Source organism: Nonomuraea sp. NPDC049152 (assembly GCF_040648355.1).
Taxonomy (GTDB): domain Bacteria; phylum Actinomycetota; class Actinomycetes; order Streptosporangiales; family Streptosporangiaceae; genus Nonomuraea.
Genome location: NZ_JBEZDO010000002.1, coordinates 1 through 26,736, shown reverse-complemented (window position 1 = coordinate 26,736; position 26,736 = coordinate 1). Strand labels below are relative to the sequence as shown.

At 70.2% G+C, this 26,736-nt stretch carries 21 protein-coding genes and 2 rRNA genes; 2 read left to right on the top strand and 21 right to left on the bottom strand.

The window, feature by feature from the left end:
- Positions 1–65: 65 nt before the first annotated feature.
- On the top strand, positions 66–1,082 hold the full coding sequence (locus AB0B45_RS03845; RefSeq protein WP_358124813.1) for a M48 family metallopeptidase: 1,017 nt from the start codon (positions 66–68) through the stop codon (positions 1,080–1,082).
- A gap of 57 nt (positions 1,083–1,139) precedes the next feature.
- On the opposite strand, the gene AB0B45_RS03840 is transcribed toward AB0B45_RS03845, so the two are convergent.
- The 19 genes from AB0B45_RS03840 to AB0B45_RS03750 form a co-directional block, all read right to left on the bottom strand.
- The gene (locus AB0B45_RS03840) at positions 1,140–3,038 is read right to left on the bottom strand and encodes a protein kinase (RefSeq protein WP_358124811.1); all 1,899 of its coding nucleotides are present in this window, start codon (positions 3,036–3,038) and stop codon (positions 1,140–1,142) included.
- Between the two features lie 78 nt (positions 3,039–3,116).
- Positions 3,117–3,293 (bottom strand): hypothetical protein, encoded by a 177-nt coding sequence (locus AB0B45_RS03835; protein WP_358124808.1) that lies wholly within the window; start codon positions 3,291–3,293, stop codon positions 3,117–3,119.
- 51 nt (positions 3,294–3,344) lie between these two features.
- On the bottom strand, positions 3,345–4,625 hold the full coding sequence (locus AB0B45_RS03830) for a glutamate-5-semialdehyde dehydrogenase (protein ID WP_358124805.1): 1,281 nt from the start codon (positions 4,623–4,625) through the stop codon (positions 3,345–3,347).
- Positions 4,626–4,650: 25 nt separating this feature from the next.
- The gene (gene proB, locus AB0B45_RS03825) at positions 4,651–5,769 is read right to left on the bottom strand and encodes a glutamate 5-kinase (RefSeq protein ID WP_358124802.1); all 1,119 of its coding nucleotides are present in this window, start codon (positions 5,767–5,769) and stop codon (positions 4,651–4,653) included.
- An 86-nt stretch (positions 5,770–5,855) separates the two neighbouring features.
- A complete protein-coding gene (gene obgE / locus AB0B45_RS03820) occupies positions 5,856–7,208 on the bottom strand; it encodes a GTPase ObgE (protein WP_358124798.1) in 1,353 nt (450 codons plus the stop codon).
- A 315-nt stretch (positions 7,209–7,523) separates the two neighbouring features.
- Entirely contained in the window at positions 7,524–7,781 is a 258-nt protein-coding gene (rpmA, locus tag AB0B45_RS03815; RefSeq protein ID WP_012893687.1) for a 50S ribosomal protein L27, read from the bottom strand.
- 15 nt (positions 7,782–7,796) lie between these two features.
- The gene (rplU, locus tag AB0B45_RS03810; protein WP_184973140.1) at positions 7,797–8,099 is read right to left on the bottom strand and encodes a 50S ribosomal protein L21; all 303 of its coding nucleotides are present in this window, start codon (positions 8,097–8,099) and stop codon (positions 7,797–7,799) included.
- 274 nt (positions 8,100–8,373) lie between these two features.
- Entirely contained in the window at positions 8,374–11,151 is a 2,778-nt protein-coding gene (locus tag AB0B45_RS03805) for an Rne/Rng family ribonuclease (protein ID WP_358124795.1), read from the bottom strand.
- Between the two features lie 223 nt (positions 11,152–11,374).
- Positions 11,375–12,130, bottom strand: coding sequence for a TIGR03936 family radical SAM-associated protein (locus tag AB0B45_RS03800; protein ID WP_358124793.1), 756 nt, complete (start codon positions 12,128–12,130; stop codon positions 11,375–11,377).
- Between the two features lie 94 nt (positions 12,131–12,224).
- Positions 12,225–14,135, bottom strand: coding sequence for a TIGR03960 family B12-binding radical SAM protein (locus AB0B45_RS03795; protein WP_358124790.1), 1,911 nt, complete (start codon positions 14,133–14,135; stop codon positions 12,225–12,227).
- 105 nt (positions 14,136–14,240) lie between these two features.
- Entirely contained in the window at positions 14,241–15,404 is a 1,164-nt protein-coding gene (gene rodA, locus AB0B45_RS03790; RefSeq protein ID WP_358124787.1) for a rod shape-determining protein RodA, read from the bottom strand.
- Positions 15,401–17,566, bottom strand: coding sequence for a penicillin-binding protein 2 (gene mrdA / locus AB0B45_RS03785; protein WP_358124784.1), 2,166 nt, complete (start codon positions 17,564–17,566; stop codon positions 15,401–15,403). The genes rodA and mrdA overlap by 4 nt, the downstream gene beginning before the upstream one ends.
- Positions 17,563–18,027 (bottom strand): rod shape-determining protein MreD, encoded by a 465-nt coding sequence (gene mreD / locus AB0B45_RS03780; RefSeq protein ID WP_358124781.1) that lies wholly within the window; start codon positions 18,025–18,027, stop codon positions 17,563–17,565. Before mreD ends, mrdA begins: the two co-directional genes overlap by 4 nt.
- Positions 18,024–18,902, bottom strand: a complete 879-nt coding sequence (gene mreC / locus AB0B45_RS03775) for a rod shape-determining protein MreC (protein ID WP_358124779.1) — start codon at positions 18,900–18,902, stop codon at positions 18,024–18,026. The genes mreD and mreC overlap by 4 nt, the downstream gene beginning before the upstream one ends.
- A gap of 1 nt (position 18,903) precedes the next feature.
- Positions 18,904–19,935 carry a rod shape-determining protein gene (locus AB0B45_RS03770; RefSeq protein WP_358124776.1) on the bottom strand — a complete coding sequence of 344 codons (1,032 nt, stop codon included), beginning with the start codon at positions 19,933–19,935 and terminating at the stop codon, positions 18,904–18,906.
- Positions 19,936–21,194: 1,259 nt separating this feature from the next.
- Positions 21,195–21,605, bottom strand: a complete 411-nt coding sequence (ndk, locus tag AB0B45_RS03765) for a nucleoside-diphosphate kinase (protein ID WP_358124773.1) — start codon at positions 21,603–21,605, stop codon at positions 21,195–21,197.
- A 100-nt stretch (positions 21,606–21,705) separates the two neighbouring features.
- Complete coding sequence (locus AB0B45_RS03760; RefSeq protein ID WP_358124770.1) at positions 21,706–23,865, bottom strand: hypothetical protein; 2,160 nt, start codon at positions 23,863–23,865, stop codon at positions 21,706–21,708.
- Between the two features lie 11 nt (positions 23,866–23,876).
- Positions 23,877–24,218: a DUF4233 domain-containing protein gene (locus tag AB0B45_RS03755; RefSeq protein ID WP_358124768.1), complete on the bottom strand. Its 342-nt coding sequence runs from the start codon at positions 24,216–24,218 to the stop codon at positions 23,877–23,879.
- Positions 24,215–25,504 (bottom strand): folylpolyglutamate synthase/dihydrofolate synthase family protein, encoded by a 1,290-nt coding sequence (locus AB0B45_RS03750; protein ID WP_358126242.1) that lies wholly within the window; start codon positions 25,502–25,504, stop codon positions 24,215–24,217. Before AB0B45_RS03750 ends, AB0B45_RS03755 begins: the two co-directional genes overlap by 4 nt.
- A 131-nt stretch (positions 25,505–25,635) precedes the next feature.
- Between AB0B45_RS03750 and AB0B45_RS03745 the strand changes: the two genes are divergently transcribed.
- Complete coding sequence (locus AB0B45_RS03745) at positions 25,636–26,310, top strand: carbohydrate-binding protein (RefSeq protein ID WP_358124765.1); 675 nt, start codon at positions 25,636–25,638, stop codon at positions 26,308–26,310.
- Positions 26,311–26,464: 154 nt separating this feature from the next.
- On the opposite strand, the gene rrf is transcribed toward AB0B45_RS03745, so the two are convergent.
- Positions 26,465–26,581: ribosomal RNA gene (rrf, locus tag AB0B45_RS03740) — 5S ribosomal RNA — on the bottom strand.
- Between the two features lie 64 nt (positions 26,582–26,645).
- Positions 26,646–26,736 (bottom strand): 23S ribosomal RNA (locus AB0B45_RS03735); the annotation flags it as partial.

Genomic DNA, 26,736 nt, shown 5'->3' with positions numbered 1-26,736 from the left:
AGCATTAAGCACCCCCCTTGAGGAGAAGCGCGCATCGCACCCGCCGCCGACGTAGCATGCCGGACATGACGACCACCCCGGATCGCAACCGCGTGCAATTGCCCGGCATCTCGTCCCGTGCCTACGAACACCCCGCAGACAGGTCCGCTCTGGTCGCTCTGCGCAAGCTCAGTGGGTTCGACACGGTTCTCAAGCAGATGTCCGGGCTGATCAGCGAGCGCCGGCTGCGCCTTATGTACCTAGCCTCTGCCGTACGGGTGAGCGAGACCCAGTTCCGCTCCCTATACGACATGGGCCGCGATGCCGCCTACATCCTCGATCTGCACCGGGTCCCTGAGATCTACGTTCAGCAGGATCCGCAGGTCCAGGCCAAGGCGATCGGCTTCGACGACCCGTTCATCGTGGTGACGACGGGTCTGCTGAACCTCATGAACGAGGAGGAGCAGCGTTTCGTCATCGGCCACGAGACCGCCCACATCCTGTCGGGTCACGCCGTCTACCGGACGATGCTCGACATCCTCACCCGCCTCGCCACCCGTGTGGCCTGGATCCCGCTCGGCTACATCGGCCTGCGCGCGATCGTGGCGGGACTGGAGGAGTGGTACCGCAAGTCGGAGCTGTCCGCCGACCGCGGCGGCCTGCTCACCGGGCAGGACCCGGAGGCCGGCAAGCGCGCGCTGATGAAGCTCGCGGGCGGCGACTACACCAACGAGATGAACATCGAGGCCTTCCTGGCCCAGTACCAGGAGTACGACACCGCGGGCGACCTGCGGGACGGCTTCCTGAAAGTGCTCAACCTGCTCGGCACCACCCACCCCTTCGCGGTGGTCCGCGTCGCCGAGCTCGACAAGTGGCAGCGCAGCGGCGATTACGAGCGCATCATCGGCGGCGACTACCCTCGCCGCGAGGACGACGCCAACGCCCGCGTCACCGACGAGGTCAAGGCGGCCGCCGAGTCCTACCGCCGCTCCTGGTCGGAGTCCCAGGACCCGTTCATCGGCGTCCTGCGCGACGTCGCCGAGGGCGCGGTCAACGCGGGCGAGCGCATCTTCAACCGCTTCTCCCGCCGCGACGGCAACTGACCGACCCACGAAAAAGGTCTGGAAGCGATACCTTCCAGACCTTTTCCCTGTGCTCGTCTAGAGCAGGAGGGCGATCGCGCGGACGGCGGCGGCGCAGACGGCGACGAAGCCGCCCAGTACCGCCAGGGCGCGCAGGCCCTCCTTGCGCAGATCGGGCATGTTCGTGCCGACCCGCTCGACCTCCCTGCCGGTGATCGCCCCGCACAGCACGCCGAACACGACGCCCGCCGCGGTCACCGGCGCGGGCTGCTGCCACCAGTCGGGCCCGAGTTCGCCGCCCGCGACCATCCACAGCACCCCGCCGGCCGCCGCGGCGACGGGCAGGCCTGGCCAGCCGGCCGAGGTGATCGCCGAACCGGCGAGCGCGATCGGGAACAGCAGCACCCGCAGCGACACCCGCACCCGTTTCGAGGTGCGTCTCCTGACCATCCAGTGGCCGGTCCACACCGTGCGCACCAGCACCACGAACACCCCGGTGATCGCCACGCCCGCGATCGGCCAGATCACCGTCGCCACCACGCACGGCACGGCCAGCACGGCCAGCAGGAGCAGGGCCGCGTTGCCGGCGGGCAGGGTGGTCGAGGCCGCCTCCGCCTGCGCGGCCGAGGTCCGTCTGACGCGCGTCACCCTGGCCCGCGCCCGCGCGGCCGCCTTGCCGTCGTCGGCGGTACGGCCGCGCGAGGTCCCAGGCATGCGGCTTCGGACGATCTTCGGATCCTCCGCCGCCCGCCCGCGCGCCGCTTTCGGCTCCTCCGCGACCCGGCCACGCCCCGCCTTGGCGTCGTCGGCGACACGCGACCTGGCGACCTTGCCCTCCTCCAAGGCCCTGGACCTACCGGTCTTGCCGTCCTCCGGGGTCCTGGCCCTGACGGCCTTCCCGTCCTCCGGAGTCCTGGGCCTGACGGCCTTGCCGTCCTCCGGGGCCCTTGGCCTGACCGGCTTGCCGTCGTCGGCGGCGGGACGCGGCCTGACGACCTTGCCCTCCTCGACCGCCCTCGACCGGGCCGCCTTGCCGTCCTCCGCGACCCTGGGCTTGACGACCTTGGGCTCCTCGGTCTTGCCCCTGACCGGCTTGACCTCCTCGTCGGCGCGGACCCGCGCCGCCCTGGCCGCGTCGGCCGCCCTGCCTCTGAGCGCCTTCACATCGTCATCGGTGGCCGCGCCGGTCGCCCTGGCGAGCCTGGCCAGCCGGTCGGCCAGCAGCGCGGCGGTGGGCCGCTTGCCCGGCTCCCTGTTGAGCGCCGCCCGCACCAGCGGCAGCAGCCCCACTGGCACGCCCTTGAGGTCGGCCTGCCCGTTGAGCACGGCGTACATCTGCGCCTCGACCGTGCCCCGCCCGAACGTGGGCCGTCCCGTCGCGGCGAAGGCCACCGTCGCCGCCCACGCGTGCACGTCGGCGGGCTCGCCCACGTGCTCGTCGGCGAACAGCTCGGGCGCCGCGTATCCGGGCGTGCCGAGGAAGGTGCCCGTCATCGTCAGCCTCGTGGCGTCGATCACCTGCGCGATGCCGAAGTCGATCAGCACGGGCCCCTCGGCGCCCATGAGGATGTTGGCGGGCTTGAGGTCGCGGTGGATGACACCCGCGGCGTGGACGATCGCCAGCGCCGCCGCCACCCCCTGCGCCACCTCCACCAGGTCGGCGCCGCGCAGCGGGCCGCTGCGCCGTACCCGATCGAGCAGGGTGTCGCCCTCGATGTGCTCCATCACCAGATACGGCCTGGCACAGCTGAGATCGGCGTCGAGCACTCTGGCGACGTACGGGCTCTCGACCCTGCGCAACGCCCGTACCTCGCGCTCCAGGCGGATGCGCGAGGCGGAATCCTCGATCAGGTCGTGAAGCACCTTGAGAGCGACGTGCTCACCCCTGCGGGTGCTGGCGAGATACACCTCACCCATGCCCCCACGGCCGAGCCGTTCGAGCAAGGTGTAAGGCCCGACCTTGCCGAGCTTGCTCACGCTCCCTCCCCGCTCGGCGCGCCCATAAGGGGCACAACCTTAGCGGTGCGCCGCTCGTTTACGATCGCGGCGCGCCGGTCATCGATGGGAAGTGTCGGACAGCATCGCATCGAGCCCCGTTGTGGGCTCCTCCGCGAGCCTCTTACGGCCCTTCCTGCGCCAGTTGATGTGTCCGCGGCTCTCCATCCACAGCAGCACCCGGTCGGCGGCGAACAGCACCACACCCGCGAAAATGATCGCTATCACCAAAGCCATGAAGGCCAGTCAATCCATGAACGGGGCCGAGTGCCAACTCAGACACGCGCCTCAGCCGTTGGAGACCGGGATGACCGTCCCCTTTGACGTGCGAAGATGCCCTTCGCCGGTGTAGACCCATTTGGTAGAGGTCAACTCGGGAAGACCCATGGGTCCGCGTGCGTGGAGTTTCTGGGTGGAGATGCCGATCTCCGCGCCGAACCCGAACTCGCCGCCGTCGGTGAACCTCGTCGAGGCGTTGACCGCGACGGCGGCGGAGTCGACCCGCTGGACGAACCTGCGGGCGGCCCCCTGCGAGCGGGTGACGATCGCGTCGGTGTGACCCGAGCCGTACTTCCTGATGTGGGCGACGGCCGCCTCCAGCGAGCCGACGACGGAGGCGGCGATGTCGAGCGACAGGTACTCGGCGTAGAAGTCGTCCTCCGTCGCCGGCACCACCCCGTCGTAGGCGGCCACGCGCTCGTCGCCGTGGACGGTGACTCCCGCCTCGGCCAGCGCGGCGAGCGCCATGGGCAGGAAGCGCTCGGCCACGTCCGCGTGGACGAGGAACGTCTCCGCCGCGTTGCACACCGAGGGCCGCTGAGCCTTGGCGTTGACCAGGATCTGCACGGCCAGGTCGAGATCGGCGTCCGCGTCGACGTACACGTGGCAGTTGCCCACGCCCGTCTCGATCACCGGAACGGTCGACTCCTCTACCACCGAGTTGATCAGCGAGGCGCCGCCGCGCGGGATCAGCACGTCGACCAGCCCGCGCGCCCGCATCAGCTCCTTGACCGAGTCGCGCGTCAGGCCGGGCACCAGCTGGACGGCACCTGAGGGCACCTCGGTCGCCTCCAGTGCCGCCTGCATGATCTTCACGAGCGCGGTGTTGGAGGAGTAGGCGCTGGAGGAGCCGCGCAGCAGGACCGCGTTGCCGCTCTTGAGGCAGAGCGCCGCGCCGTCGACGGTGACGTTGGGACGGCCCTCGTAGATGATGCCGATCACGCCGAGCGGCACCCTGAGCTGGCGCAGCTCCAGGCCGTTGGGCAGGGTGCCGCCGCGTACGACCTCGCCGACAGGATCGGGCAGCTCGGCGATGTCGCGGACGGCCTGCGCGATGGCCTCGATCCTGGCCTCGTCGAGCCGCAACCTGTCGATCATGGCCCCGGAGGTGCCGCCCTCGCGCGCCTTGTCCACGTCGACGGCGTTGGCCTCGATGATCTCCTTGCCGTGCTCGACCAGAGCGTCGGCGATGGCGCGCAGTGCCCTGTCCTTGGCCGCCCGCGGCAGCGGGGCCAGCTCGGCGGCGGCCTCTCGCGCCGCGTGGGCAACCTTCAGGAACTCCTCGGACATCGCGCCCGTCCTCTCTCCGCGCCTGTCAGCTGTGGGACTCCAGTATGACGATGTCGTCACGGTGGATGAGCTCGCGTTCATATTCCGGACCGAGCTCGCTGGCCAGCTCCTTCGTCGAGCGCCCCAGCAGCCCGGGGATCTCGCCGGCGTCGAAGTTGACCAGCCCGCGCGCGACCACGCGCCCGCGCGGCCCGCACAGGTCGACGGGGTCGCCGGCGGCGAACTCCCCCTCCACCGACACCACGCCCGCCGGCAGCAGCGACTTGCGCCGCGAGACGACCGCCTCGACCGCGCCCTCGTCGAGCGTCAGCCGCCCGCGCCCGGTGGTCGCGTGGGCCAGCCACAGCAACCTGGTGCCAGGGTGCCGGCCGCCTGGGTGGAAGAACGTGCCGACGTCGGCTCCGGCCAGCGCCTGCGCGGCGTGCGCGGCGGCGGTCAGCACCACGGGCACGCCCGCTCCCGTGGCGATGCGCGCGGCCTGCACCTTGGTCACCATGCCGCCCGTGCCGACGGCCGCGCCGTTCTTGCCGAGCTCGACGCCGACCAGGTCTTCGGGTCCGCGCACCTCGGCCAGCCTGGTGGAGCCAGCGCGCGAGGGCGGCCCGTCGTAGAGCGCGTCGACGTCGGACAGCAGCACCAGCGCGTCGGCGTGGATGAGGTGCGCCACCAGGGCCGCCAGGCGGTCGTTGTCGCCGAAGCGGATCTCGTCGGTGGCCACGGTGTCGTTCTCGTTGACGACCGGCATGATGCCGAGCTCCAGCAGCCGGTTGAGCGTGCGCTGGGCGTTGGCGTGGTGCGAGCGGCGCATCATGTCGTCGGCCGTCAGCAGCACCTGGCCGACGCGCATGCCGTACCTGGCGAAGGAGGAGGTGTAGCGGGCGACGAGCACGCCCTGGCCGACGGAGGCGGCGGCCTGCTGGGTGGCCAGGTCGCGCGGACGCGAGGACAGCCCCAGCGGGCCGAGGCCCGCCGCGATCGCGCCGGAGGAGACCAGCACGATCTGCGTGCCGGTACGGCGCCGCGCCGACAGCACGTCGACCAGCGCGTCGACCCGGTCGACGTCGATCACGCCCTGAGGGGTGGTGAGCGAGGAGGAGCCGACCTTGACGACGACCCTCGACGCTGAGCTGATCTGTTCCCGCACGTCCTGAACCCTATCCGAGGCCCGCTGCCCGGCCCGGGAGTCCCCCGGGCCGTGCGCACACCCTACCGCTCTCCGCGATCATGAAATCAGCCGAGCCTGTTGTCGGTGCCCCTCGGCCCCGTGTGGATGGACTCGGCGCTGAGCGTCGGCTGCCAGTCGAAGATGTAGCCGTCCTCCATCGACCCGATGACGACCTCGGCTCCGGCGACCGCGCCCGCCTTGACCAGCTCCTCCTCGACCCCCAGCCGCTCCAGCCGGTCGGCCAGGTAGCCCACGGCCTCGTCGTTGGTGAAGTCGGTCTGCCTGATCCACCGCTCCGGCTTCTCACCGGTGACCTGGAAGAGGTTGTCGTTGACCTTGCGGACGCTGAAGCCCGCCGTGCCGAGCTGCTTCGGCCGCAGCACCAGCCGTGTCGGCTCCTCGACCGGCTTGCTGGCGCGCGCCGCGGCCACCCACTCGCCCATCGCGAAGGTGAACTCCCGCAGCCCCTCGTGCGTCGCCGCCGAGACCGTGAACACCTTCAGCCCGCGCGACTCCAGGTCGGCGCGCACGATGTCGGCCAGGTCGCGGCCGTCGGGCACGTCGGCCTTGTTCAGCACGACCATCCTGGGCCTGTCCTCGAGCTGGCCGTAGGCGTGCAGCTCGGCCTCGATCACCTCGTAGTCGGTGATCGGATCGCGTCCAGGTTCCATGGTCGCGCAGTCGATGACGTGCACGAGCATGTCGCACCGCTCGACGTGGCGGAGGAACTCGTGGCCGAGCCCCTTGCCCTGCGAGGCGCCAGGGATGAGCCCGGGCACGTCGGCCACGGTGAACACGGTCTCCCCCGCGGTGACCACGCCGAGGTTCGGGATCAGCGTCGTGAACGGATAGTCGGCGATCTTCGGTCGGGCCGCGCTGAGCGCCGCGATCAGCGACGACTTGCCCGCGCTGGGGAAGCCGACCAGCGCCACGTCGGCGACGCTCTTGAGCTCCAGCACCACGTCGAGCGCGTCGCCGGGCTCACCGAGCAGCGCGAACCCCGGCGCCTTCCGCTTCGACGTCGCCAGAGCGGCGTTGCCGAGACCGCCGTGACCGCCCTGGGCGATCACATAGCGGGTGCCCACGCCGACCAGGTCGACCAGCACCTCGCCGCTGTTCGCGTCCTTGACCACGGTCCCGTTGGGCACCGGCAGGACCACGTCGCCGCCGTTGGCGCCTTCCCTGTTGCTGCCCTGCCCCTGCTTGCCGTTGTCGGCCTTGCGGTGCGGGCGGCGGTGGTAGTCGAGCAGCGTGGCGGTGTTGGGGTCGACCTCCAGGATGACGTCGCCACCCCTGCCGCCGTTGCCCCCGTCGGGGCCGCCGAGCGGCTTGAACTTCTCCCGGTGGACGGACGCGCAGCCGTTCCCGCCATCACCGGCTTTGATATGCAGGATCACCTGATCAACGAAATCCGCCACAGCCCTTTTTCTCCATCCTGTACGGCAGGCCAGCGATAGCCCACCCTTCCCACGTGGCCGGCGTCCCTCCAGGGAGACGCTGCTCCAGCGCACGTGGCCGGCCACCGTGACGCGGCCCGACCGGCCGCCCACCGTGGTTCCTCTGTGACCGCCCGGTCGCCCCCTGGCGGGTCGATGGCCGCTTACGTGGTCTTGTCGTGGCCGCCGTCGTCCCCGTCGCTCGCGTGCCGTACCGGACCTCCAAGGCCCGGGAACGCGAACAAGGGGTGGACCATGGCGATCCACCCCTTGCTACAACGCCTGTCGGCGACGGATTTACTCCGCGACCGGGACGATGCTCACGGCGCGACGGCCGCGCTTGACGCCGAACTGCACGTGGCCGGCGGCCAGCGCGAACAGCGTGTCGTCGCCACCACGGCCGACGTTGTCGCCGGGGTGGAAGTGGGTGCCGCGCTGGCGGACGATGATCTCGCCCGCGTTGACCAGCTGGCCACCGAAGCGCTTGACGCCCAGGCGCTGGGCGTTGGAGTCACGGCCGTTCCGGGTGGACGACGCGCCCTTCTTGTGTGCCATCTCTCAAACTCCCGATCAGGCCTGGTTGATACCGGTGATCTTCACCTGGGTGTACCGCTGGCGGTGACCCTGGCGCTTCTTGTAACCGGTCTTGTTCTTGTACTTGAGGATGCGGATCTTGGGGCCCTTGGTCTCGCCGAGAATCTCGGCGCTGACCGTGAACTTGCCCGCCTCCGTGGTCACGTCGCCGTCGTTGACGACGAGCACCGTCGGCAGCGAAACCGAAGAACCGACCTCGCCGGCGACCTTGTCCACCTCGAGGACGTCACCGACGGAGACCTTCTGCTGCCTGCCGCCGCAACGAACGATCGCGTACACCGCGGAACCCTTCTGCTGACTCTCTGAATGCTGCGCCCGGCATTCGATCACTGTCTGGAACCGACGAACCGAGTGGGCGCGCGAACAGGGCGCGTCACTGGACGCACCGATTGACTAGGTTACCGGATTAGCGGCCCCCGGTCGAACCGGCTGGATCGTCGGACAAGTCGGCCATGCCCGCTGACGTGCCCCCCGTTCAAGGGAAGGTCACGCCGACGCGGAAGGGCCGACTCGGTTGGCGCCCCGCCGGAGCGGGGCGCCGCCGAAGACGGCGCTACTCTGCCGACTTGGCTCGGCGGGAGCGTCGCCGCCCCCTGCCTGAAGTCTGGTTCGCCTGGTCGTCCTCCGTGCCCGGAACGTCATCAAGCGCACCGGTCACGGTATCACGGCTGAGGGAGTCGTTGGCCGCGGAAACCTTCTCCGCGACCGCCTTCTCGATGGCCATCTTGCCCTGCGTGCCGCGCGGCTCCGGCTTGCCCTCGACCGGCTCGGCCGAGACGATCAGGCCACGCCCGTTGCAGCAGTCGCACGGCGTCGAGAAGGCCTCCAGGAGGCCCTGACCGACCCTCTTACGGGTCATCTGGACCAGGCCGAGCGAGGTGACCTCGGCGACCTGGTGCTTGGTCCTGTCGCGCGCCAGGCACTCCAGCATCCGCCGCAGCACCAGGTCGCGGTTGGACTCCAGGACCATGTCGATGAAGTCGATGACGATGATGCCGCCGATGTCACGCAGCCTGAGCTGGCGGACGATCTCCTCGGCCGCCTCCAGGTTGTTGCGGGTGACGGTCTCCTCGAGGTTGCCGCCCTGCCCGGTGAACTTGCCCGTGTTGACGTCGACGACGGTCATCGCCTCGGTGCGGTCGATCACCAGTGAGCCGCCGGACGGCAGCCACACCTTGCGCTCCAGCGCCTTGCCCAGCTGCTCGTCGATCCGGTACGACTCGAAGACGTCGCCGTCCTCGTCCCAGCGCGACAGCCGGTCGGCCAGGTGCGGCGCGACGTACTTGACGTACTCGTCGACCGTCTCCCAGGCGTCCTCGCCCTGCACGACCAGCGAGGTGAAGTCCTCGTTGAACACGTCGCGGACCACGCGGACGGTCAGGTCAGGCTCGGACGACAGCAGCTCGGGCGGGCTGGCGGACTTGGCCTTCTTCTGGATGGCCTCCCACTGCGCCGACAGCCTGGCCACGTCGCGGCCGAGCTCCTCCTCCGAGGCGCCCTCCGCGGCCGTGCGCACGATGACGCCGGCGTTCTCCGGCATGACCTTCTTCAGGATGCTCTTGAGCCGCGTGCGCTCCTTGTCGGGCAGCTTGCGGCTGATGCCGGTCATCGACCCGTCGGGCACGTACACGAGGTAGCGGCCCGGCAGCGAGATCTGGCTGGTGAGCCTGGCGCCCTTGTGGCCCATGGGGTCCTTGGTGACCTGCACCAGCACCGACTGCCCCGACTTGAGCGCGGCCTCGATGCGCTTGGGCTGGCCCTCCAGACCCGCGGTGTCGAAGTTGACCTCGCCGGCGTAGAGGACGGCGTTGCGGCCCTTGCCGATGTCGACGAACGCCGCCTCCATCGAGGGCAGCACGTTCTGCACCTTGCCGAGGTAGACGTTGCCCACGTACGACTGGCTGGCCTCGCGGTTGACGTAGTGCTCGACGAGGACGCCGTCCTCCAGGACCGCGATCTGGGTGCGGTCGCCGTGGCGGCGCACCACCATCATCCTGTCGACGGACTCGCGCCGGGCCAGGAACTCCGACTCGGTGATGATCGGCGGCCTGCGACGGCCCAGCTCGCGCCCCTCGCGGCGGCGCTGCTTCTTGGCCTCCAGGCGGGTGGAGCCGCGCACGCTCTGCACGCCGTCGGCGGAGATGTCGAGCGAGCTCGACCTGCCGGTGCGCGGCGCGCGGATGCGCACCACCGTGTTCGGCGGGTCGTCGCTGGCGGGCTCGGGGGTCTCGTCGCCGCCCCTGCGCCGCCTGCGCCTGCGGCGCCGCGAACCCGTCGACTCCTCCTCGTCGGCCTGCGACTGCTCGGCGTCCTCGCCGCCGTCGGCGTCCTCCTCGTCCTCTTCCGAGTCGTCGGAGTCGCCCGCGTCCTCGTCGCGCTCGCGCGACTTGCCTCGGCCCCTGCCGCCCCTGCGGCGGCGACGGCGACGGCTGCCGCCGTCGTCCTCGGACTCGTCGCTCTCGACCTCGTCCTCGGTCTCGTCGGTGTCCTCGGCCGGCTCGCCGAACAGCGCTTCGGCCTCGTCGGCCGCCTGCGGCTTGACCGGCTGCACCGGCTCGATCCTGACGGGCTGGGCCTGGCTCGGGTCGGGCGCCTGGAACAGCGGCGTGAAGACGGCGGCGGGCCGCTGGAAGGCGGTGCCCGGCTCCTGAGCCGCCTGCGCGGCGACGCCGAACGGGTCGGCGAACAGGGCGGGCCTGCCGACCGACTCCTCGTCGAGGTCCTCGCCCGCCGGCTCGTCGTCGAGCGGCTCGCTCTCCGGCAGCGTCTCCATCAGCTCGGCGGCCACGACGGCCTCGACCGGCGACTCCGGCTCAGGCTCGGGCTCGGCCTTCTTGCGCGTACGGCGCCGCTTCGGCGCCTCCTCCACGGCGGCCTCCGCGGTCGCGTCCCCACCTGCGGACACGTCCGCGGGAGCCTCGCCCGCGGCGGCCTCCTCGGCCGCCTGCGCCTCTTCCGCGGCCTTCTTGGTGGTACGGCGGCGCGTGGCCGTCGTGGCGGTCGACCTGGACCTGGTGGCGCGCTTGGGGGCGGGCGCCTCCACGGCCTCGGCCACGGTCTCCTCGACCACGCTGGCCGTACCGTCGGCGACGGAGCCTGACGTGCCGTTGGACCGGCCCGTGGCCGCCTCGGCGGAGGCGGAAAAATCGGTTGACGCCGACCCGGCCGGGCCGGAAGCCTGCGTGGTGACGACTACCGTGGGAGCATCGTCGATCTCCGGCGGCGGCCCCGCGGGCCTGCTCGCCGAGCGCCGGCGCTTCGGCGCGGCAGTCTGTTCTGTTGTTTCCCCGTCAGGGCCATGGGCCCCGGTACCGGGCTCGTTGTCGAGCATGCGGGCGCTCTCCCGTCAGCTCCCGGGCGCGTCGCCGCGCCGCGCAGGAGCCCTCGTGTCTCGTTGTCCGCCCGCGCCTGCGAAAGGCACGGACGCCAAGTCCTGTCAGCGGTCGAGCCCTCGATCCCCGCCACCGTGCGGGGCTCGCGAAGCTCTTCCTTCTCGTGTGAGACGCGGGACCGCCATGTCACGTTCGTGCCAGTGCGGCAGGTCACGTCTCTCACTAGCCGTCGACGTGCGCGCCTGCCGGTCCCGCTTCGCCGCCGCGCGTCATGTCGCGGTCCAGGTCGAACGGGTCAGCGGGTTCACCGGATACGGCGTCGAGCGGCCCCTGCGCCAGCCTGGTCACCTCGGGGGGGACCGGCGGCGCGAAGTCGGCCACAAGGCGCAGGCCCGTGAGCACGTCGTCGGGTCGTACGGCAGGAGTCATGTGCCGAACAACCATGCGCAGTATGACACACGACTGTCCTGGCACCTGAGCTGCGGTTCCTTCTGAAGCCAGTGTCAGCACCGCCTCGCGGGCGTCGAATCGCCGCATCCCCTTCTTGGTGAGGCGTTCGACCTCGACGGTGCCCGCCGCGAGGAACTTCTCCACCGCCACGCGCGCGAGCTCACTGTCCGCGCCGGGCAGCCTCAGCTCCCATGCCGAACCCTCCAGGCGGTCGGCGAGCGCTCCAGAGCGCGCCTCGACGACGTCGAGGACGTCGAGGCCTGGAGGCAGCGAGGCGTCGAGATCCGCGCGGATCCTGCCGGGATCGCACGGCTCGGTCAGACCGAGCTCGAGGTATTCGGCCTCGCTGGCGACACCCGTCGGCGCCGCACCCGCGTAGGAGATCTTCGGATGGGGAGAGAATCCCGCGCTGAAAGCCACAGGAATGCCGGCACGGCGGACCGCCCTTTCGACGGCTCGCGAGATGTCGCGGTGGCTTGTGAAGCGCAGGCGTCCGCGCTTGGCGTAGCGCACGCGTACGCGCTGCACCGTGGGCGCGGGCGGAGGCCCATCGGGAACAGGCTTCAGAACGTGTTCTTCCTTCCCGTGTCAGAGTTACTTCGTTTTCAGGATAAGGCCGTCTCTATACCACAGTGAGCGGCAGCAGCTTCTTACCCGTCGGACCGATTTGAATCTCGGTGCCCATGGTCGGGCAGACGCCACAGTCGTAGCACGGCGTCCACCTGCAGTCCTCGACCTCCGCCTCGGTGACGGCGTCCTGCCAGTCCTGCCAGAGCCATTCGCGGTCGAGGCCGGCGTCGAGGTGGTCCCATGGCAGGACCTCGTTCTCCTCGCGCTCGCGCGTGGTGTACCAGTCGACCTCGACGCCCGTCTTCTCCGCGGCGGTCATCCAACGGTCGTAGGAGAAGTGCTCGCTCCAGCCGTCGAAGCGGCCGCCGTCCTCCCAGACGGACCTGATGATCGCGCCGACCCTGCGGTCGCCGCGCGAGAGCAGGCCCTCCACGATCGAGGGCTTGCCGTCGTGGTAACGGTAGCCGATGGCCCTGCCGTACTCCCTGTCGCCACGCAGCGACTCGCGCAGGGCCCTGAGCCGCCGGTCGACGGTCTCGTGGTCGGCCTGCGCGGCCCACTGGAACGGGGTGTGCGGCTTGGGCACGAACCCGCCGATGGAGACCGTGCAGCGGATGTCGCGAGAGCCCGTGGCCTCGCGGCCCGCCTTGATGACCTTCTTGGCCAGGTCGGCGATGCCGAGCACGTCCTCGTCCTGCTCGGTGGGCAGGCCGCACATGAAGTAGAGCTTCACCTGCCGCCAGCCCTGGCTGTAGGCCGTGGTGACGGTGCGGATCAGGTCTTCCTCGGTGACCATCTTGTTGATCACCTTACGCATGCGCTCGGAACCACCTTCGGGCGCGAAGGTCAGGCCCGAACGGCGGCCGTTGCGCGAGAACTCGTTGGCCAGGTCGATGTTGAAGGCGTCGACTCTGGTCGAGGGCAGCGACAGCGAGGTGTTGGTGCCCTCGTAGCGGTCGGCGAGGCCCTTGGCCACTTCGCCGATCTCGGAGTGGTCGGCCGACGACAGCGACAGCAGACCGACCTCGTTGAAGCCGGACTCGCGGATGCCGTTCTCGACCATGGCGCCGATCGTGGTGATCGACCGCTCACGGACCGGACGCGTGATCATGCCGGCCTGGCAGAACCTGCAGCCCCTGGTGCAGCCGCGGAAGATCTCCACGCTGAACCGCTCGTGCACCGTCTCGGCCAGCGGGACGAGCGGTTTCTTCGGATAAGGCCACTCGTCGAGGTCCATGACGGTGTGCTTGTGCACGCGCCACGGCACGTTGCTCCGGTTGGGAGCGACGCGCTTGATGCGCCCGTCGGGGTGGTACTCGACGTCGTAGAACTTCGGGACGTAGACCCCGCCGGACTCGGCGAGCCGCATCAGCAGCTCGTCACGGCCACCGGGCCGCCCCTCGGCCTTCCACTCGCGGACGACCTCGCTGATGGCGATGGCGATCTGCTCGCCGTCGCCCAGCACGGCCGCGTCGAGGAAGTCGGCGATCGGCTCGGGGTTGAAGGCGGCGTGGCCGCCGGCCAGCACGATCGGGTCGTCGTCGCCGCGCTCGACCGACATCAGCGGGATGCCGGCCAGATCGAGCGCGGTCAGCATGTTGGTATAGCCCAACTCCGTGGAGAACGACACCCCGAGCACGTCGAAGGCGCGCACGGGGCGGTGACCGTCCACGGTGAACTGAGGGACGCCCTCCGCGCGCATGAGCGCCTCGAGGTCGGGCCACACCGAGTAGGTGCGCTCGGCCAGCGTGTCGGGCAGCTCGTTGAGGATCTCGTAGAGGATGGCCACGCCCTGGTTGGGCAGACCCACCTCGTAGGCGTCGGGATACATCAGCGCCCAGCGCACCGACGCCTCGTCCCAGTCCTTCACCGTCGAGTTGAGCTCACCCCCGACATACTGGATCGGCTTCTGCACCTTGGGCAGCAGCGCTTCCAGGCGTGGGAACAATGACTCGACAGACATAGCACCAAGGGTAATGGAGCGACAACACCACTGGGTCGGTCAGGCCCGGAGCCCGGCGGGCGGGCGACGACCCGCCCCGGCCCGCACGCCGGGCGCCGCCCCAGGTCAGAAGGCTCTCTCCCTGATCCTGATCGCCTGGAGCATCCCCACCGCGATCAGGTTGGCGAAGGTCGAGGTGCCGCCGTAGGAGACGAACGGCAGCGGCAGCCCGGTGATCGGCATGATCCCGATGGTCATCCCGATGTTGACGAACGACTGGAACGCCAGCCAGCACACGATCGTGCCCGCCACCAGCGTGCCGAAGCGGTCGTCGCACTGTTTGGCGATGTGCAGGCCGCGCAGCAGCACCACACCGAGCAGCGCCACGACCGTGACCGAGCCGAGGAAGCCGAACTCCTCCCCCGCGACGGTGAAGATGAAGTCGGTGTGCTGCTCGGGCACGAACCTGCCCGTCGTCTGCCCGCCCATGAACAGGCCCTTGCCGAAGAACTCGCCAGAGCCGATCGCGATCAGCGACTGCGTGCTGTTGTAGCCGACCCCGCGCGGGTCCACGCTCGGGTCGAGGAAGGCGGTGAACCGCGCGATCTGGTACGGCTCCAGCAGCTCGAAGAGCCACACGCACGCCCCTGCCGCCATGACGGACAGCGTCAGCAGGACGATCCACCGCTTCTGGACACCGCCGATGACCAGCGCCGCCGCGGTGATGACGGCCAGCACCAGCGTGGTGCCGAGGTCGGGCTGGAGCATGACCAGGCCCATCGTCCCAGCCGCCAGCACCAGCGCGAACAGCACGTCGAGCCCGCGCGGCCGATCGGTGCCCTCAGCCGGCTGGGCGAGCAGCATCGACAGCATCAGGATGAGCCCGACCTTGGCGAACTCCGAGGGCTGGATCGCGAAACCGCCACCGAGCATGATCCAGGAGTGCGAGCCGTTGACCGTCGTGCCCACGGGCGTCGCCACCAGCACGAGCCCGACCAGGGTCACCAGGTACGCCATCGGCGCGTAGGCCCGCAGCAGCCGGTGGTCGACCATCGCCACCATGCCGCACATCACCGCGCCGATGACCAGGTTGAGCGCGTGCTTCTTGACCAGCCCCGTGGACCCCAGCGCCCACGTACGGGTCGACGACCACACCAGCAGCGTGCCGATCACGCCAAGAGCGGCCACCGCCACCAGCATGACCCAGTCGAGCCGCCACAGCGCCGACTCCGTGCCCACGGCCTTCAACGCGAAGGGTCTGCGGGGCCTCAGGTGCGTGCGGGCCGTCATCGCGCCACCGTGCCATCGCTCTTGATCTTCGGCAGCTCGCCGGTCGGCAGCTCGGGCCGCCCGCCCTTGCGCTGCCCCTTGGCGTCCCCGGCGTCCCCGGCGTCCCCGGCATCCTCGGCGTCCTCGGCGTCCTCGGGCTTCTTGGTCTCCTTGGGCTGGTCCATGGCCTGGTTCTTGGCCTCGCCGTCCGCCCCGGACCCGAACCCGTAGATCCCCTCGTAGATCTCCCTGGCGGCGGGCGCCGCGGTGGAACCGCCCATGCCGCCCTGCGACACCATCACCACGACCACGAACCTGGGCTTGTTGGTCGGCGCGAACGAGGCGAACCACGAGGTGTCGGCCTTGCCCCACACCTCGGCCGTGCCCGTCTTGCCGCCGACCTTCACCTTGTCCATCGGGAACCCGCTGAAGGCGCCCGCCGCGGTGCCGTCGGAGGCGACCTGGCTGAGCGCGTTCTTGATGTAGGCCCGCTCGGTGGAGCTCAGCGGCAGCTCGCCCCTGACCGGCACCTCGATCTTCTTCACCAGCGTGCCGTCGGGCCGTACCCGTGCCCACCCGATCCGGGGGCTGCGCAGCTTGCCGTCGCCGACCAGCGCCGCGTAGGCGGCCGCCAGCTGCAGCGGCGTGACGAGCACGTCGCCCTGCCCGATGGAGAAGTTCGCGGCGTCACCGGGCCGCAGCAGGTAGCCCTCCAGGCAGTTCTCGTACGCCAGGCGCTTGAGGAAGGCGGCTCTGGCCTTGTCGGCCACCTCCGGATAACCGGTGCGCGAACGGCGGCAGTTGTTGGCACTGGTGGCCGTCCACATCTCTTTCTTCCACGTCCTGTCGGGGATCCTGCCCGACGACTCGCCCGGCAGGTCGATACCCGTGGGACGGCCGAAGCCGAAGGACCTGGCCATGTTGGCGAAGCGCTCCTTCGGCGGCTTCTTCGGCCGCAGCCCCCCGTCCTTGAGCCACTGCTCGTAGGAGGACCTGTAGAAGATCGTGTCGCACGACTTCACCAGCGCGGTGTGCAGCGTGAGCGTGCCGAGCCCGATACCCCGGAAGTTGCTGAACGACCTGCTGCCGACCATGTACGAGCCGGGGCACGCGTACTGGCCGTGCAGCGGGTATCCGGCGCGCAGCATCGCCGAGACCGACGACACCTTGAACGTCGAGCCGGGCGCGAACTGCCCGTTGATGGCCCGCGAGACCAGCGGCTTGCCCTCCTTCTCCGACAGCAGCCGCTGGTACTCCTTCTCGGAGATCCCGCCCGTCCAGATGGCCGGGTCGTAACCGGGCGCGCTGGCCAGCGCCAGCACCCTGCCCGACCGCGGATCGAGGACGACTCCCGCCGCCCCGTCGGCCTGCGGGACCTTCTTCATCGCCCCGTGGATGGCCTTCTCCACGATGCCCTGGATCCGCGCGTCGATGCTGGTGATCAGCGTGTCACCGGGAATGGGCGCCACCCGCTGCTCCACGCCGAGCGACTTGCCCATCCGGTCGACCTGGACCTTGCGCAGCCCCGTCTTGCCGCGCAACGCCTCGTCGTAGACGTACTCCAGGCCGTCGCGCCCCACCACGTCGACGCCGGAGAACTCGGCCTTCAGCCCCTCGCGCTTCTCCAGCTCCTCCTCGGTGGCCGGCTGCAGGTAGCCGAGCATCTGCGCGCCCGACCTCCCTCCCGGGTACTCCCTGACGGCCTGCACCTCGGCCGTCACGCCTGGGAACTCCTCCTGCCGCTCCAGGATCTGCAGCGCCTCGCGGGTGGTGGCCTTCTGGTCGATGGGGATCGGCTGGTACGGCGAGCCCGTCCAGCACGGCCTCGTCACGCCGGGCCCGCACGGCTGGATGCGCTTCTCCAGCAGCTTGGCAGGCGTGCCGAGCACGGCCGAGAGCCGTTCGAGTACCCCGGCACCGCCGTCGCTCATCCTGATCAGCGCGGTCCTGTCCACCGAGATCACCAGCGCCGTCCGGTTGCGGACGAGCGGCCGCCCCCACGCGTCGAGGATCTGCCCTCGTACGGCGGGCACGATGACGTTCCTGTTCCTGGTCTCGTCGGCGGCGCTGACGAACTCCGCGCCCCGCATCATCTGGACCTGCCACAGCCGTACGGACAGTACCGCCAGCAGCGTGACGACGAGCACGTGGAGCACGACGAGCCTGGTGCGCATCCTGGTCATGCCGCGTACTCCTCCGATCTGCCGATGGTCACCAGCCAGATGACCGCGGGCGCGGCGAGCAGCGAGTAGCACACGGTCACGGGCACGCCCGCCACGATCGACGCCGCCGTCACGCGCGGGTCGCCGATCAGCCAGCCCACGGCGGCCGCCAGCAGCGGCGCCGCGAGCACGCAGAGCATGACGGTCGGGACCGTCCCGCCCAGCCCGCGGCCCGCGACGTAACCGACCAGCGCGTAGACGAAGGCGTACTGCCCGAGCACGTGCGCGGTCGGCGGCATCAGGTCCACCAGCATCCCCGCGCTGAACCCGATCGCCGCCCCCGCCGAGGGCCCCCTGGCCAGCGCCACCCCGATCACGACCAGCAGCACCAGATCGGGCCCGCCGCCGGGCGGGAGCGGGAACCTGTTGACGACCGTGACCTGCACCAGCAGCGCGACCAGCACGGCCAGGACAGCGATCATCGTTCCCCCGCCAGCTTGGGCAGCACCGCGTCACGCGGGTCGCGCTTGGGCGCGGCGATCACCACCCCCACCGCGTCGAGCGCGCTGAGGTTCGCGAAGGGCCGCGCGTAGGCGATGCGGGTCAGCTCGCCCGGCGTCGCCTCCACCCGCTCGATCACCCCGATCGGCACCCCAGGAACGTACGGCACGCCGCGCTGCGAGCCGAAGCTGACGATCCTGGTGCCAGGCGTCAGCTGCGCGGTCGAGTCGAGCAGCCGGAACTGCACCAGCCTGCCGTACTCGCCGACACCGTGGATGACGCCGATCTCGTTGCCGCCCTCCAGCCTGGCGCCCGCCGACGAGGCGGGATCGCTCAGCAGCATGACGGTCGAGTTGCTCGCCGTGGCGCGCACCACCCTGCCGACCAGGCCCTCACCGTTGATCACCGTCATCTCGGGCCGCACCCCGTCGCTGGTGCCCGCGTCGATCTCGATCGCGTCCTCGAAACCTGGATGACCCCTGCGAGCGACCACGTTGGCGGGCACGACCGTGTAGCCGCCGCGCTGGGAGGTGCCGAGCAGCCTGCGCAGCTCCGCCGACCGGGCCTTGTCCAGGGACTGCCTCGCGAGATCGGCGCGGAGCTTGGCGTTCTGCGCCTCCAGTTCCTTGATCCTGTCGCGGGCTCCCGTCGCTCCCGCGATCGCGCCGACGAACTCGCTGACCGGGGTCACCACACCGGCGACGAACCGTTCCGCGGCACCGAACAGGGAGGAACCGACTCCGCGCAGCGGGCCGAACGGCGAGCTCCCACCCGCGCGATGATCGATGGTGAGCACGACCAGCGCCGCGGCGAGCAGCAGTCCGAGGATCAGCCGGGCCCGGCGCGTGTCTCTCATCTCAGTGGCGCGGTTCCGGGACGAGCACCGCGTGGAGCGCCTCGAACTCCTCGACGCACTTACCCGAGCCGAGCGCCACGGAGTCGAGCGGGTTCTCCACCATGTGCACCGGCATGCCGGTCTCGTCCCTCAGTCGCTCGTCGAGCCCCTTGAGCAGGGCGCCGCCGCCGGTGAGCGCGATGCCCCTGTCCATCAGGTCGCCGGACAGCTCGGGCGGGCACTTGTCGAGCGTGGTCTTGACCGCGTCGATGATGGTGTTGACCTGCTCCCTGATCGCCTTCCTGATCTCCTCGGCGGAGACCACGATCGTCTTGGGCAGCCCGCTGACCAGGTCACGGCCGCGGATCTCGGCGTGGAACTCCTCCTCGGACGCGCACGCCGAGCCGATGGCCATCTTGATCTCCTCGGCGGTGCGCTCGCCGAGCATCAGGGAGTGCTCCTTCTTCGCAAAGGTGATCACCGCCTGGTCGAGCTCGTCGCCGCCGACCCTGATCGACTGGCTGGTCACCACGCCGCCCATCGAGATGATGGCGACCTCGGTGGTGCCGCCGCCGATGTCGACGACCATGTTGCCCGTCGGCTCGTGAACAGGCAGCCCCGCGCCGATCGCCGCGGCCATGGGCTCCTCGACGATGTAGACCTTGCGCGCGCCGGCCTGGTAGCCGGCCTCCTTCACGGCCCGCTGCTCCACGCCGGTGATCCCGCTGGGCACGGCGATGATGATGCGCGGCTTGGCGAAGTGGCGGCGCTTGTGCACCCGCTGGATGAAGTAGCGCAACATCCGTTCGGTCACGTCGAAGTCGGCGATCACCCCGTCCTTCAGGGGACGGACGGCCACGATGTTGCCCGGCGTTCGGCCGATCATCCGCTTGGCCTCGATGCCGACCGCGACGATCTTGCCGGTGGTCGTGTTGATCGCGACGACGGACGGCTCGTTGAGCACGATGCCGCGGCCACGCACGTAGACCAACGTGTTGGCGGTACCGAGATCGACCGCCATGTCACGGCCGAGAAAGGCGAGCCTGCTGCTCATGGGGAGCCCCGTAACGTCGTTCGCGAATAATTACGGATCGCATTTGAATCGTAACGTGACGTACCCGCATGGGAGCGCAATGAGCACGGGTGCCCCACAAAAATCTTGTCGCCTCCACGTCACCACCCGTTTGCCCGCAAATCACCATCACCTGCGACACGCCGTGCGCGCACCCCCAAGAGCGGTCACCAAGGGCCGTCTACGGGAGGACCCGAGATGACGACTGGCCCGAATCGTCAGGGGTTTGAGAGGTGACGTTTGATCCCTTTCGCCGGAGAGATGCACGGTAAGCACATCGCAAAGTCGCCCCACGGGAGATCACCGAGGACCCGTGCCGCAACATCGCCTCACACCCCTCATCCCCTGACGCCGCAAACCGCCCACTGACCCCCAAACCACACGCCGCCCCCACCTCCCACGACCACCCTCGACATCCCGCCGCGCAGACCCCCACCGCGCAGACCCGATCACCACCGGAGCCTGAGCACCACTGCCACCGGAACCCCGACGGTCAGCGCCAACATCCACCAGGAACTCCGTCACCCACGCAGCACCGCTCCCGCCGGAACCCCATGGCCAGCGTCAACGCCGCCAGGAACCTCCGCCACCCGCCCACGACCCCAGCCGGTCGCCGCGCCAAAGTCCTCGATCCACGGGCACGACCAAGCGCCCCGCCGCCCAGCCCCTCGCCACCCACGAGCAGCACCGCTCCCACACGGAAACCCCATGGCGCACACCAACCCCCGGCAGGACCACCGCCGCCCGCCCATGACCCCACCCACGGGCCCCCAGGCACAACCACCGGCCCGCCGCTCAGGCCCTCGCACAACCACCGGCCCGCCGCTCAGGCCCTCGCACAACCACCGGCCCGCCGCTCAGGCCCTCGCACAACCACCGCCCCGCGACTCAGCCCCCTCACCACCTATCCCGGACAGCGCCGCTCCCGCGGGAACCCCACGGGCGAGCATCATGGCCCCATAGGCATAAGCACCGCCGCTCCCATCACCCCAGCGCACGGGCCTCGGCTCACGACCGCCCCGCCCCGCAGCCCCCCTCGCCCCCGTGCAGCGCCGTTCCGTCGGGACCCTCTATGGCCCGCGCCATGGCCCCCCAGGATCACCGCCCCCCAGAACCGGCATCCCAGGCCATCGCCACACAGGACCGACATAGGAGGTCTCCCCCACAAAGCCATCGCCCAAGCCATCAAACGCCGAACGCCGGCCCCGCGGTCGTGCGGGGCCGGCGTTCGGGGTCGAACCTTAGAAGCGGTCCGGGAAGAAGATCTTGATCTCGCGCGCGGCGGAGTCGGTCGAGTCGGAGCCGTGGACGACGTTCTCGCCGATCTCCAGCGCGTGGTCGCCGCGGATCGTGCCGGGGGCGGACTTCACCGGGTCGGTCAGACCCGCCAGCGAACGGAACGCCTCGACCGCGCGGGGTCCCTCGACCACCAGCGCGACCAGCGGCGCGGAGGTGATGAACTCCACCAGCTCGCCGAAGAACGGCCGCTCGGAGTGCTCGGCGTAGTGGGCCTTGGCGGTCTCGGCGTCGAGCTGGCGCAGCTCCATGGCCACGATCTTGAGGCCCTTGCGCTCGATGCGAGCGATCACGTCACCGATGAGGCCGCGCTTCACCCCGTCGGGCTTGATCAGGACAAGAGTGCGCTCGGACACTGGTGGTTCTCCTTTGAACTGGATGTCTTGGTCGCGAAATGCGGCGAACGCGCGAAGCTTACCGCCCTCTCGCGAATTCCCCGTGCTCGACGGCTCTCACCTAGTCGGCGGCGGAGTCTTCGGGCGACTGCGTGGGCGGCGGCACCACCGGCGTCGGCCCCGTCCCCTCACCGGGCCGCTCGGCCTCGACATCCCCCGCCGCCGGCCCATCCCGCACCGCCCCATCCGACGCGGCACCGTCATCCACGGGTCCTGCGTCAGCGGCGTCTTTGCGCTTAGCCTTGAGTGGGATTCCACCCTCGGATGATGCGGATGCGGGCGTCGCCTGCGAGTCACCCCCAGACGAGGTGGTGCCGTATGGAGTCGCCCCCGTTGAGCCACCCTGGGAGGAGGACCCGGGGCGGCTCTCGCCAGCGGACGCCCCGTCGGAGGAGCCCCTGTCACGCGAAACCGTCCGCTGGACCGGCTTGGCGGGCGAGGCGGGCACCCTGGGCACCTCTCCCGTCGGCGCGTCCTCTCCCTGGGGCGTCGGGCTAGGCTTCGCAGGAGCCCCAGCCGGCTCCTCCGGCGCGATACCGTCGCCGGCCACGGGGAACTCCTCGGGCCCCTCTCGTCGCGAACCGTCAACAGCCTGCTCAGACGTGGGCGCCCGGAGCGCATCGGACGCCGAAGCCGTACTCTCCCCAGCCCCTGGAGCGCCGCAGGCGGTCTCGGAGCCGCTCCCGGCACCGCTCTGGTGGTCTCCCCTGGAACCGGTGCGGCTCCCGCGGTCTGCCCCCAGACCCGTGCCGGGCTCGCGGTCTGCCCCGGAATCGGCGTCGGGCTCGCGGTTTGTCTCCGAGACAGAATCGGTTTCGGAGGTGGAGCCGCGGGCGGCGGAGCGCCGTCCCAGCAGAGCCGCCAGGACGATCACGGCCACCACCAGGAACCCGCCGATGAGCGCCCACAGGTGCAGCGCCTCCACGAACCTGTCGACGAGCTGCTGCGCCGACTGCGGCCTGCCGAGCAGCACCATCTGCACGCCGGTGCCGAGCAGGTATCCGGCCAGCACGCCGGGGAAGCACAGCGACAGCCCGTAGAGCGCCGCCCCCGGCCCCGACATCCGCAGCGCCGCCGTCAGCGCCACCGCCGCGCCCACGGCCAGCAGCGCGAACGGCACGACGAGCATGAAGCCGTCGGTGGCCGGCACCATGAGCCGCACCGCGCACAACCCCACCACGATCGTCACCAGGCCCGCCCGCGACAGCCGCTGCATCGACGCCCTGTCGAGCACGCCGACGGCCAGCGCCGCGCCCGCGCCCATGAGCGCGCAGATGAGGAAGGGCAGCCACAGGCCGCTGAGCCCCGGCCCGCCGACGCCGCCCAGCTCCATGTAGGTGACCTGGGCAGCCGTCGGCAGCACCACGACGCCCACCGCGAGCATCGCGTAGGCGAGGCTGCGGCCCGCAGGTCCCTCGAACGTGCCGATCGAGGCCAGCGTCAGCAGCGCGGCGAGCGAGAACAGCGCGGCCAGGATGACCAGCCCTGGCGGCCAGCCGAAAGTGGTGCCGACGGCGAGCACGGCCAGCCCCGCCGCGGGAACCGCGGTCAGAGTCAGTCTGGTGCGCTCGATCGCGCGGGGTCCTGGCGTGCTCGTGGTGCCCGTCGCGACGCCGAGCGCGAGGTAGATCGCCGCCAGCCCGAGCGCGATGCCGGTCAGCAACGGGTACGGCTGCAGCGTGATCCGCCAGTCGCGCACGTCGTCGAGCGGCCACAGCGCCAGCGCCTGGGCGGCGAGCAGGCTGACGGCGAGCATGCCCGTCCACAGCGCGCGCAGTAGTGGCGCCCGCTCCCAGGCCGCCATCAGCAGCGCGGGAACCAGCAGGCCGGCGCCGATGCCGTGGATCACGCGCAGCACGCCCACCAGGAAGGCCGATCCCGCGAAGCCGCCCGCCGCGTCGGCCAGGGCCAGCACGGCCAGCCCGGTGAGCAGGATCGGCGCGGCTTTCATCCGCTGCACGAGCACCGACGCCAGCGGCACGGTCAGCATCATCGCGGGCAGCGCGAGGCCGTGCGCCCTGATCAGGTCGAGCCTGTCGAACTCCGGCGGCAGCAGCCCGGAGACCAGGGACACGGTGTTGGGGATGGCGAGGATCGCCAGGGGCAGCGCGGCGACGATCAGCAGCCCGAGTATCACGTCAAGCAGCCAGGAGAACCTGGCGCCTGAGGCGGGTCCGTCGAGGCCGACGGCCTCGAACCGCTCGATGGGGGGGACGGCCATGTTGGCCGACTTTAGCGGGAAGTCACGCCCTCGACACGGCGAGCGACGAATATCGCAGTGATCCACAGTGCCCCGAAGATCGCTCCGAGGAAGAACATCATGGGCACCAGAAACCCCGTGGCGATCGCGAGCACCTGCACGATGCTGCCGATGACGTAGCCGACAGGCCGCTTGAGCAGGCCCGCCGCGACCACGCACAGCACGGCGAGGCCGATGCCGACCGTCACCGCCACCCCCACCGAGATCCCCTGGACCTGGATGGCCACGGGGGTGATGAGCGCGACCACGATCGCCTGCATGCCGAGCACGCTCGCGCCGAGACGGCGCATGCCGGGGGTCACCTCGAAGTTCATGACTTGTCCGCCTTCAGCAGCAGGCGCGCGTCGCCCGCGGTGACGACCGAGCCGGTGATGAGGACGCCGGTGCCGCTGAACTCGCCCGCGGCGTCGGCGATGCCGATGCCCCTGTCGATGGCGTCGTCGAGCCGCTCCACGACATGCACGCGGTCCTCTCCGAACACGCCCACGGCCAGCTCGCCCAGCTCCTCGGCGGACATCGAACGCGGCGAGGAGTTCCGGGTGACGATGATCTCCTCCAGGATCGGCTCCAGGAGCTCGAGCAGGCCGCTGACGTCCTTGTCGGCCATGACCGCCACGACGCCGATCACCTTGGCGAAGTCGAAGGCCTCATGCAGCCCGTCGAGCGTGGCCTCCATGCCGCCGACGTTGTGCGCGGCGTCGATGACGACCGTGGGGCTCCTGCGGACGACCTCCAGGCGCCCCGGTGAGGAGGCCTGGGCGAACGCCTGCCGTACCAGCTCGATGTCGAGGGGGTCGTCGCCCCCGGTCAGCGCCTCGACGGCCGCCAGCGCGCAGACGGCGTTGCTCGCCTGGTGCGCGCCGTACAGGGGCAGGTAGACGTCCTCGTAGACGCCCTTGAGGCCGCGCAGGGTGAGCAGCTGGCCGCCCATCGCCACCTCGCGGCTCAGCACGCCGAACTCCAGCCCCTCGCGCGCCACCACCGCGCCCACGTCGGCGGCCTTGCGCATGAGCACCTCGGCGGCCTCGAGGTCCTGCTGCGCGAGGATCGTGGTGCCACCGGCCTTGATGATGCCCGCCTTCTCGCCGGCGATCGACGGGATGTCGGGACCGAGCCTGTCGGTGTGGTCGAGCGAGATGGGCGTGATGACGGAAACGGCGGAGTCCACCACGTTGGTGGCGTCCCACGTGCCGCCCATCCCCGTCTCGATCACCGCCACGTCGACGGGGGTGTCGGCGAAGGCCGCGTAGGCCATCGCCGTCAGCAGCTCGAAGTACTGGATGCGCCTGCCCTTGGTGTCGTTCAGCTCGACGTAGGGCGCGATCTCCTCGTAGACCGCCGCGAACCGCTCCTCGTCCAGCGACTCGCCGTCCACGACGATCCGCTCGCGCATGGTGACCAGATGGGGGCTCGTGAAGCGCCCCACACGGAGGTTGCGCTCCCTCAGCAGGACCTCGGTCAGCCGCGCCGTGCTCGTCTTGCCGTTCGTGCCGGCGATGTGCACGACGGGGTAGGCCTGCTGCGGGGAGCCGAGCAGATCCAGGAGGGCCACGATTCTGTCCAGCGTCGGCTCGAAGTCCCACTCGACGCCGCGTTCCATGATGGCCCGCTCGACCGCACGATAATCCACCCCACAACCCTATCCGCTCGTACGGCAGGCCCTTCCATAACGTCGGTCGTATGCACGTTTGGAGGGTAGGCCGCCCCGCCGGCCGTTGCCATTCTTGGCCCATGGAAAGCGAAGGAATCACCCGGAAAACCGTGCTGAAGGCGGCTTTGTTAGCCGCCCCGCTCCCCTTGGTCGTCAGCCACGCACACGCGCTGGCCGGAGCGCCGCCCGCCCTCACCCCTTCGTGCGACGACGGCGACGACCCCACGCCCCCGCAGACCGAGGGCCCCTACTTCAAGCCGAACTCCCCGCGCCGCTCCGTCCTTCCCGGCTCCGGCACCGCCCTGACGGTCAGCGGCTACGTCTTCGGCCTCGCCTGCCAGCCGCTGCCCAACGTGCTCATGGACTTCTGGCAGGCCGACGCCCAGGGCGCCTACGACAACGTCGGGTACGGCCTGCGCGGCCAGCCGAACCGTCCCGTCCTCACCACGCAGCTCTACTTCCCCGGCGAACCACGCAACAACACCGACAGCATCTTCAACCCCGCACTGCTCATGAACGTCCCTCAGCCGGGCACGGCCACGTTCGACTTCGTGCTTAACGTGCCGGGCAGTCCACCGTCGTCACCGCCCCCATCGTCACCACCCCCGGGAAGCGGCACATGGCGGGTGGGCACGACGTATCCCACCGGCGCTCAGGTCGTGTACGGCGGGCAGACGTACCGCTGCCTCCAGTCGCACGCGGCACAGGCTGGCCGGGAACCGCTCAACACTCCCGCACTCTGGCAACGCGTCTGACATCCCCAGAAATAACAAAAGGGCCCCACCAAGCCGGTGAAGCCCTCCCCAAAACACCCCGAAAAACACCGGGAAAGCGCATACCCAAAAAGCCCCCGGAAATGCCGAAAAGCCCTGCCAGGGTTTCCCCCAACAAGGCCTTCCAACAAAGATTGCGCGGCGGCGACCTACTCTCCCACACCCTCCCGAGTGCAGTACCATCGGCGCTGAAGAGCTTAACTTCCGGGTTCGGAATGTAACCGGGTGTTTCCCCCACGCTATAACCGCCGCAACCCCATGAGACCATTTGCTGTCTCAGAATTGCCTAGTGGACGCGAGCAAGAAAAGTATGCTTTGTGGTCAAGTCCTCGGCCTATTAGTACCGGTCAGCTCCACACGTTACCGTGCTTCCACCTCCGGCCTATCAACCCGGTCGTCTACCGGGAG

Excerpts from the sequence above, each read along its gene's own strand:
- AB0B45_RS03845 (WP_358124813.1), top strand. The coding sequence starts at position 66 with ATGACGACCACCCCGGATCGCAACCGCGTGCAATTGCCCGGCATCTCG.
- AB0B45_RS03835 (WP_358124808.1), bottom strand. The coding sequence starts at position 3,293 with ATGGCTTTGGTGATAGCGATCATTTTCGCGGGTGTGGTGCTGTTCGCC.
- AB0B45_RS03830 (WP_358124805.1), bottom strand. The coding sequence starts at position 4,625 with ATGTCCGAGGAGTTCCTGAAGGTTGCCCACGCGGCGCGAGAGGCCGCC.
- rpmA (WP_012893687.1), bottom strand. The coding sequence starts at position 7,781 with ATGGCACACAAGAAGGGCGCGTCGTCCACCCGGAACGGCCGTGACTCC.
- AB0B45_RS03805 (WP_358124795.1), bottom strand. The coding sequence starts at position 11,151 with ATGCTCGACAACGAGCCCGGTACCGGGGCCCATGGCCCTGACGGGGAA.
- AB0B45_RS03795 (WP_358124790.1), bottom strand. The coding sequence starts at position 14,135 with ATGTCTGTCGAGTCATTGTTCCCACGCCTGGAAGCGCTGCTGCCCAAG.
- rodA (WP_358124787.1), bottom strand. The coding sequence starts at position 15,404 with ATGACGGCCCGCACGCACCTGAGGCCCCGCAGACCCTTCGCGTTGAAG.
- mrdA (WP_358124784.1), bottom strand. The coding sequence starts at position 17,566 with ATGACCAGGATGCGCACCAGGCTCGTCGTGCTCCACGTGCTCGTCGTC.
- mreD (WP_358124781.1), bottom strand. The coding sequence starts at position 18,027 with ATGATCGCTGTCCTGGCCGTGCTGGTCGCGCTGCTGGTGCAGGTCACG.
- mreC (WP_358124779.1), bottom strand. The coding sequence starts at position 18,902 with ATGAGAGACACGCGCCGGGCCCGGCTGATCCTCGGACTGCTGCTCGCC.
- AB0B45_RS03770 (WP_358124776.1), bottom strand. The coding sequence starts at position 19,935 with ATGAGCAGCAGGCTCGCCTTTCTCGGCCGTGACATGGCGGTCGATCTC.
- AB0B45_RS03760 (WP_358124770.1), bottom strand. The coding sequence starts at position 23,865 with ATGGCCGTCCCCCCCATCGAGCGGTTCGAGGCCGTCGGCCTCGACGGA.
- AB0B45_RS03755 (WP_358124768.1), bottom strand. The coding sequence starts at position 24,218 with ATGAACTTCGAGGTGACCCCCGGCATGCGCCGTCTCGGCGCGAGCGTG.
- AB0B45_RS03750 (WP_358126242.1), bottom strand. The coding sequence starts at position 25,504 with ATGGAACGCGGCGTCGAGTGGGACTTCGAGCCGACGCTGGACAGAATC.
- AB0B45_RS03745 (WP_358124765.1), top strand. The coding sequence starts at position 25,636 with ATGGAAAGCGAAGGAATCACCCGGAAAACCGTGCTGAAGGCGGCTTTG.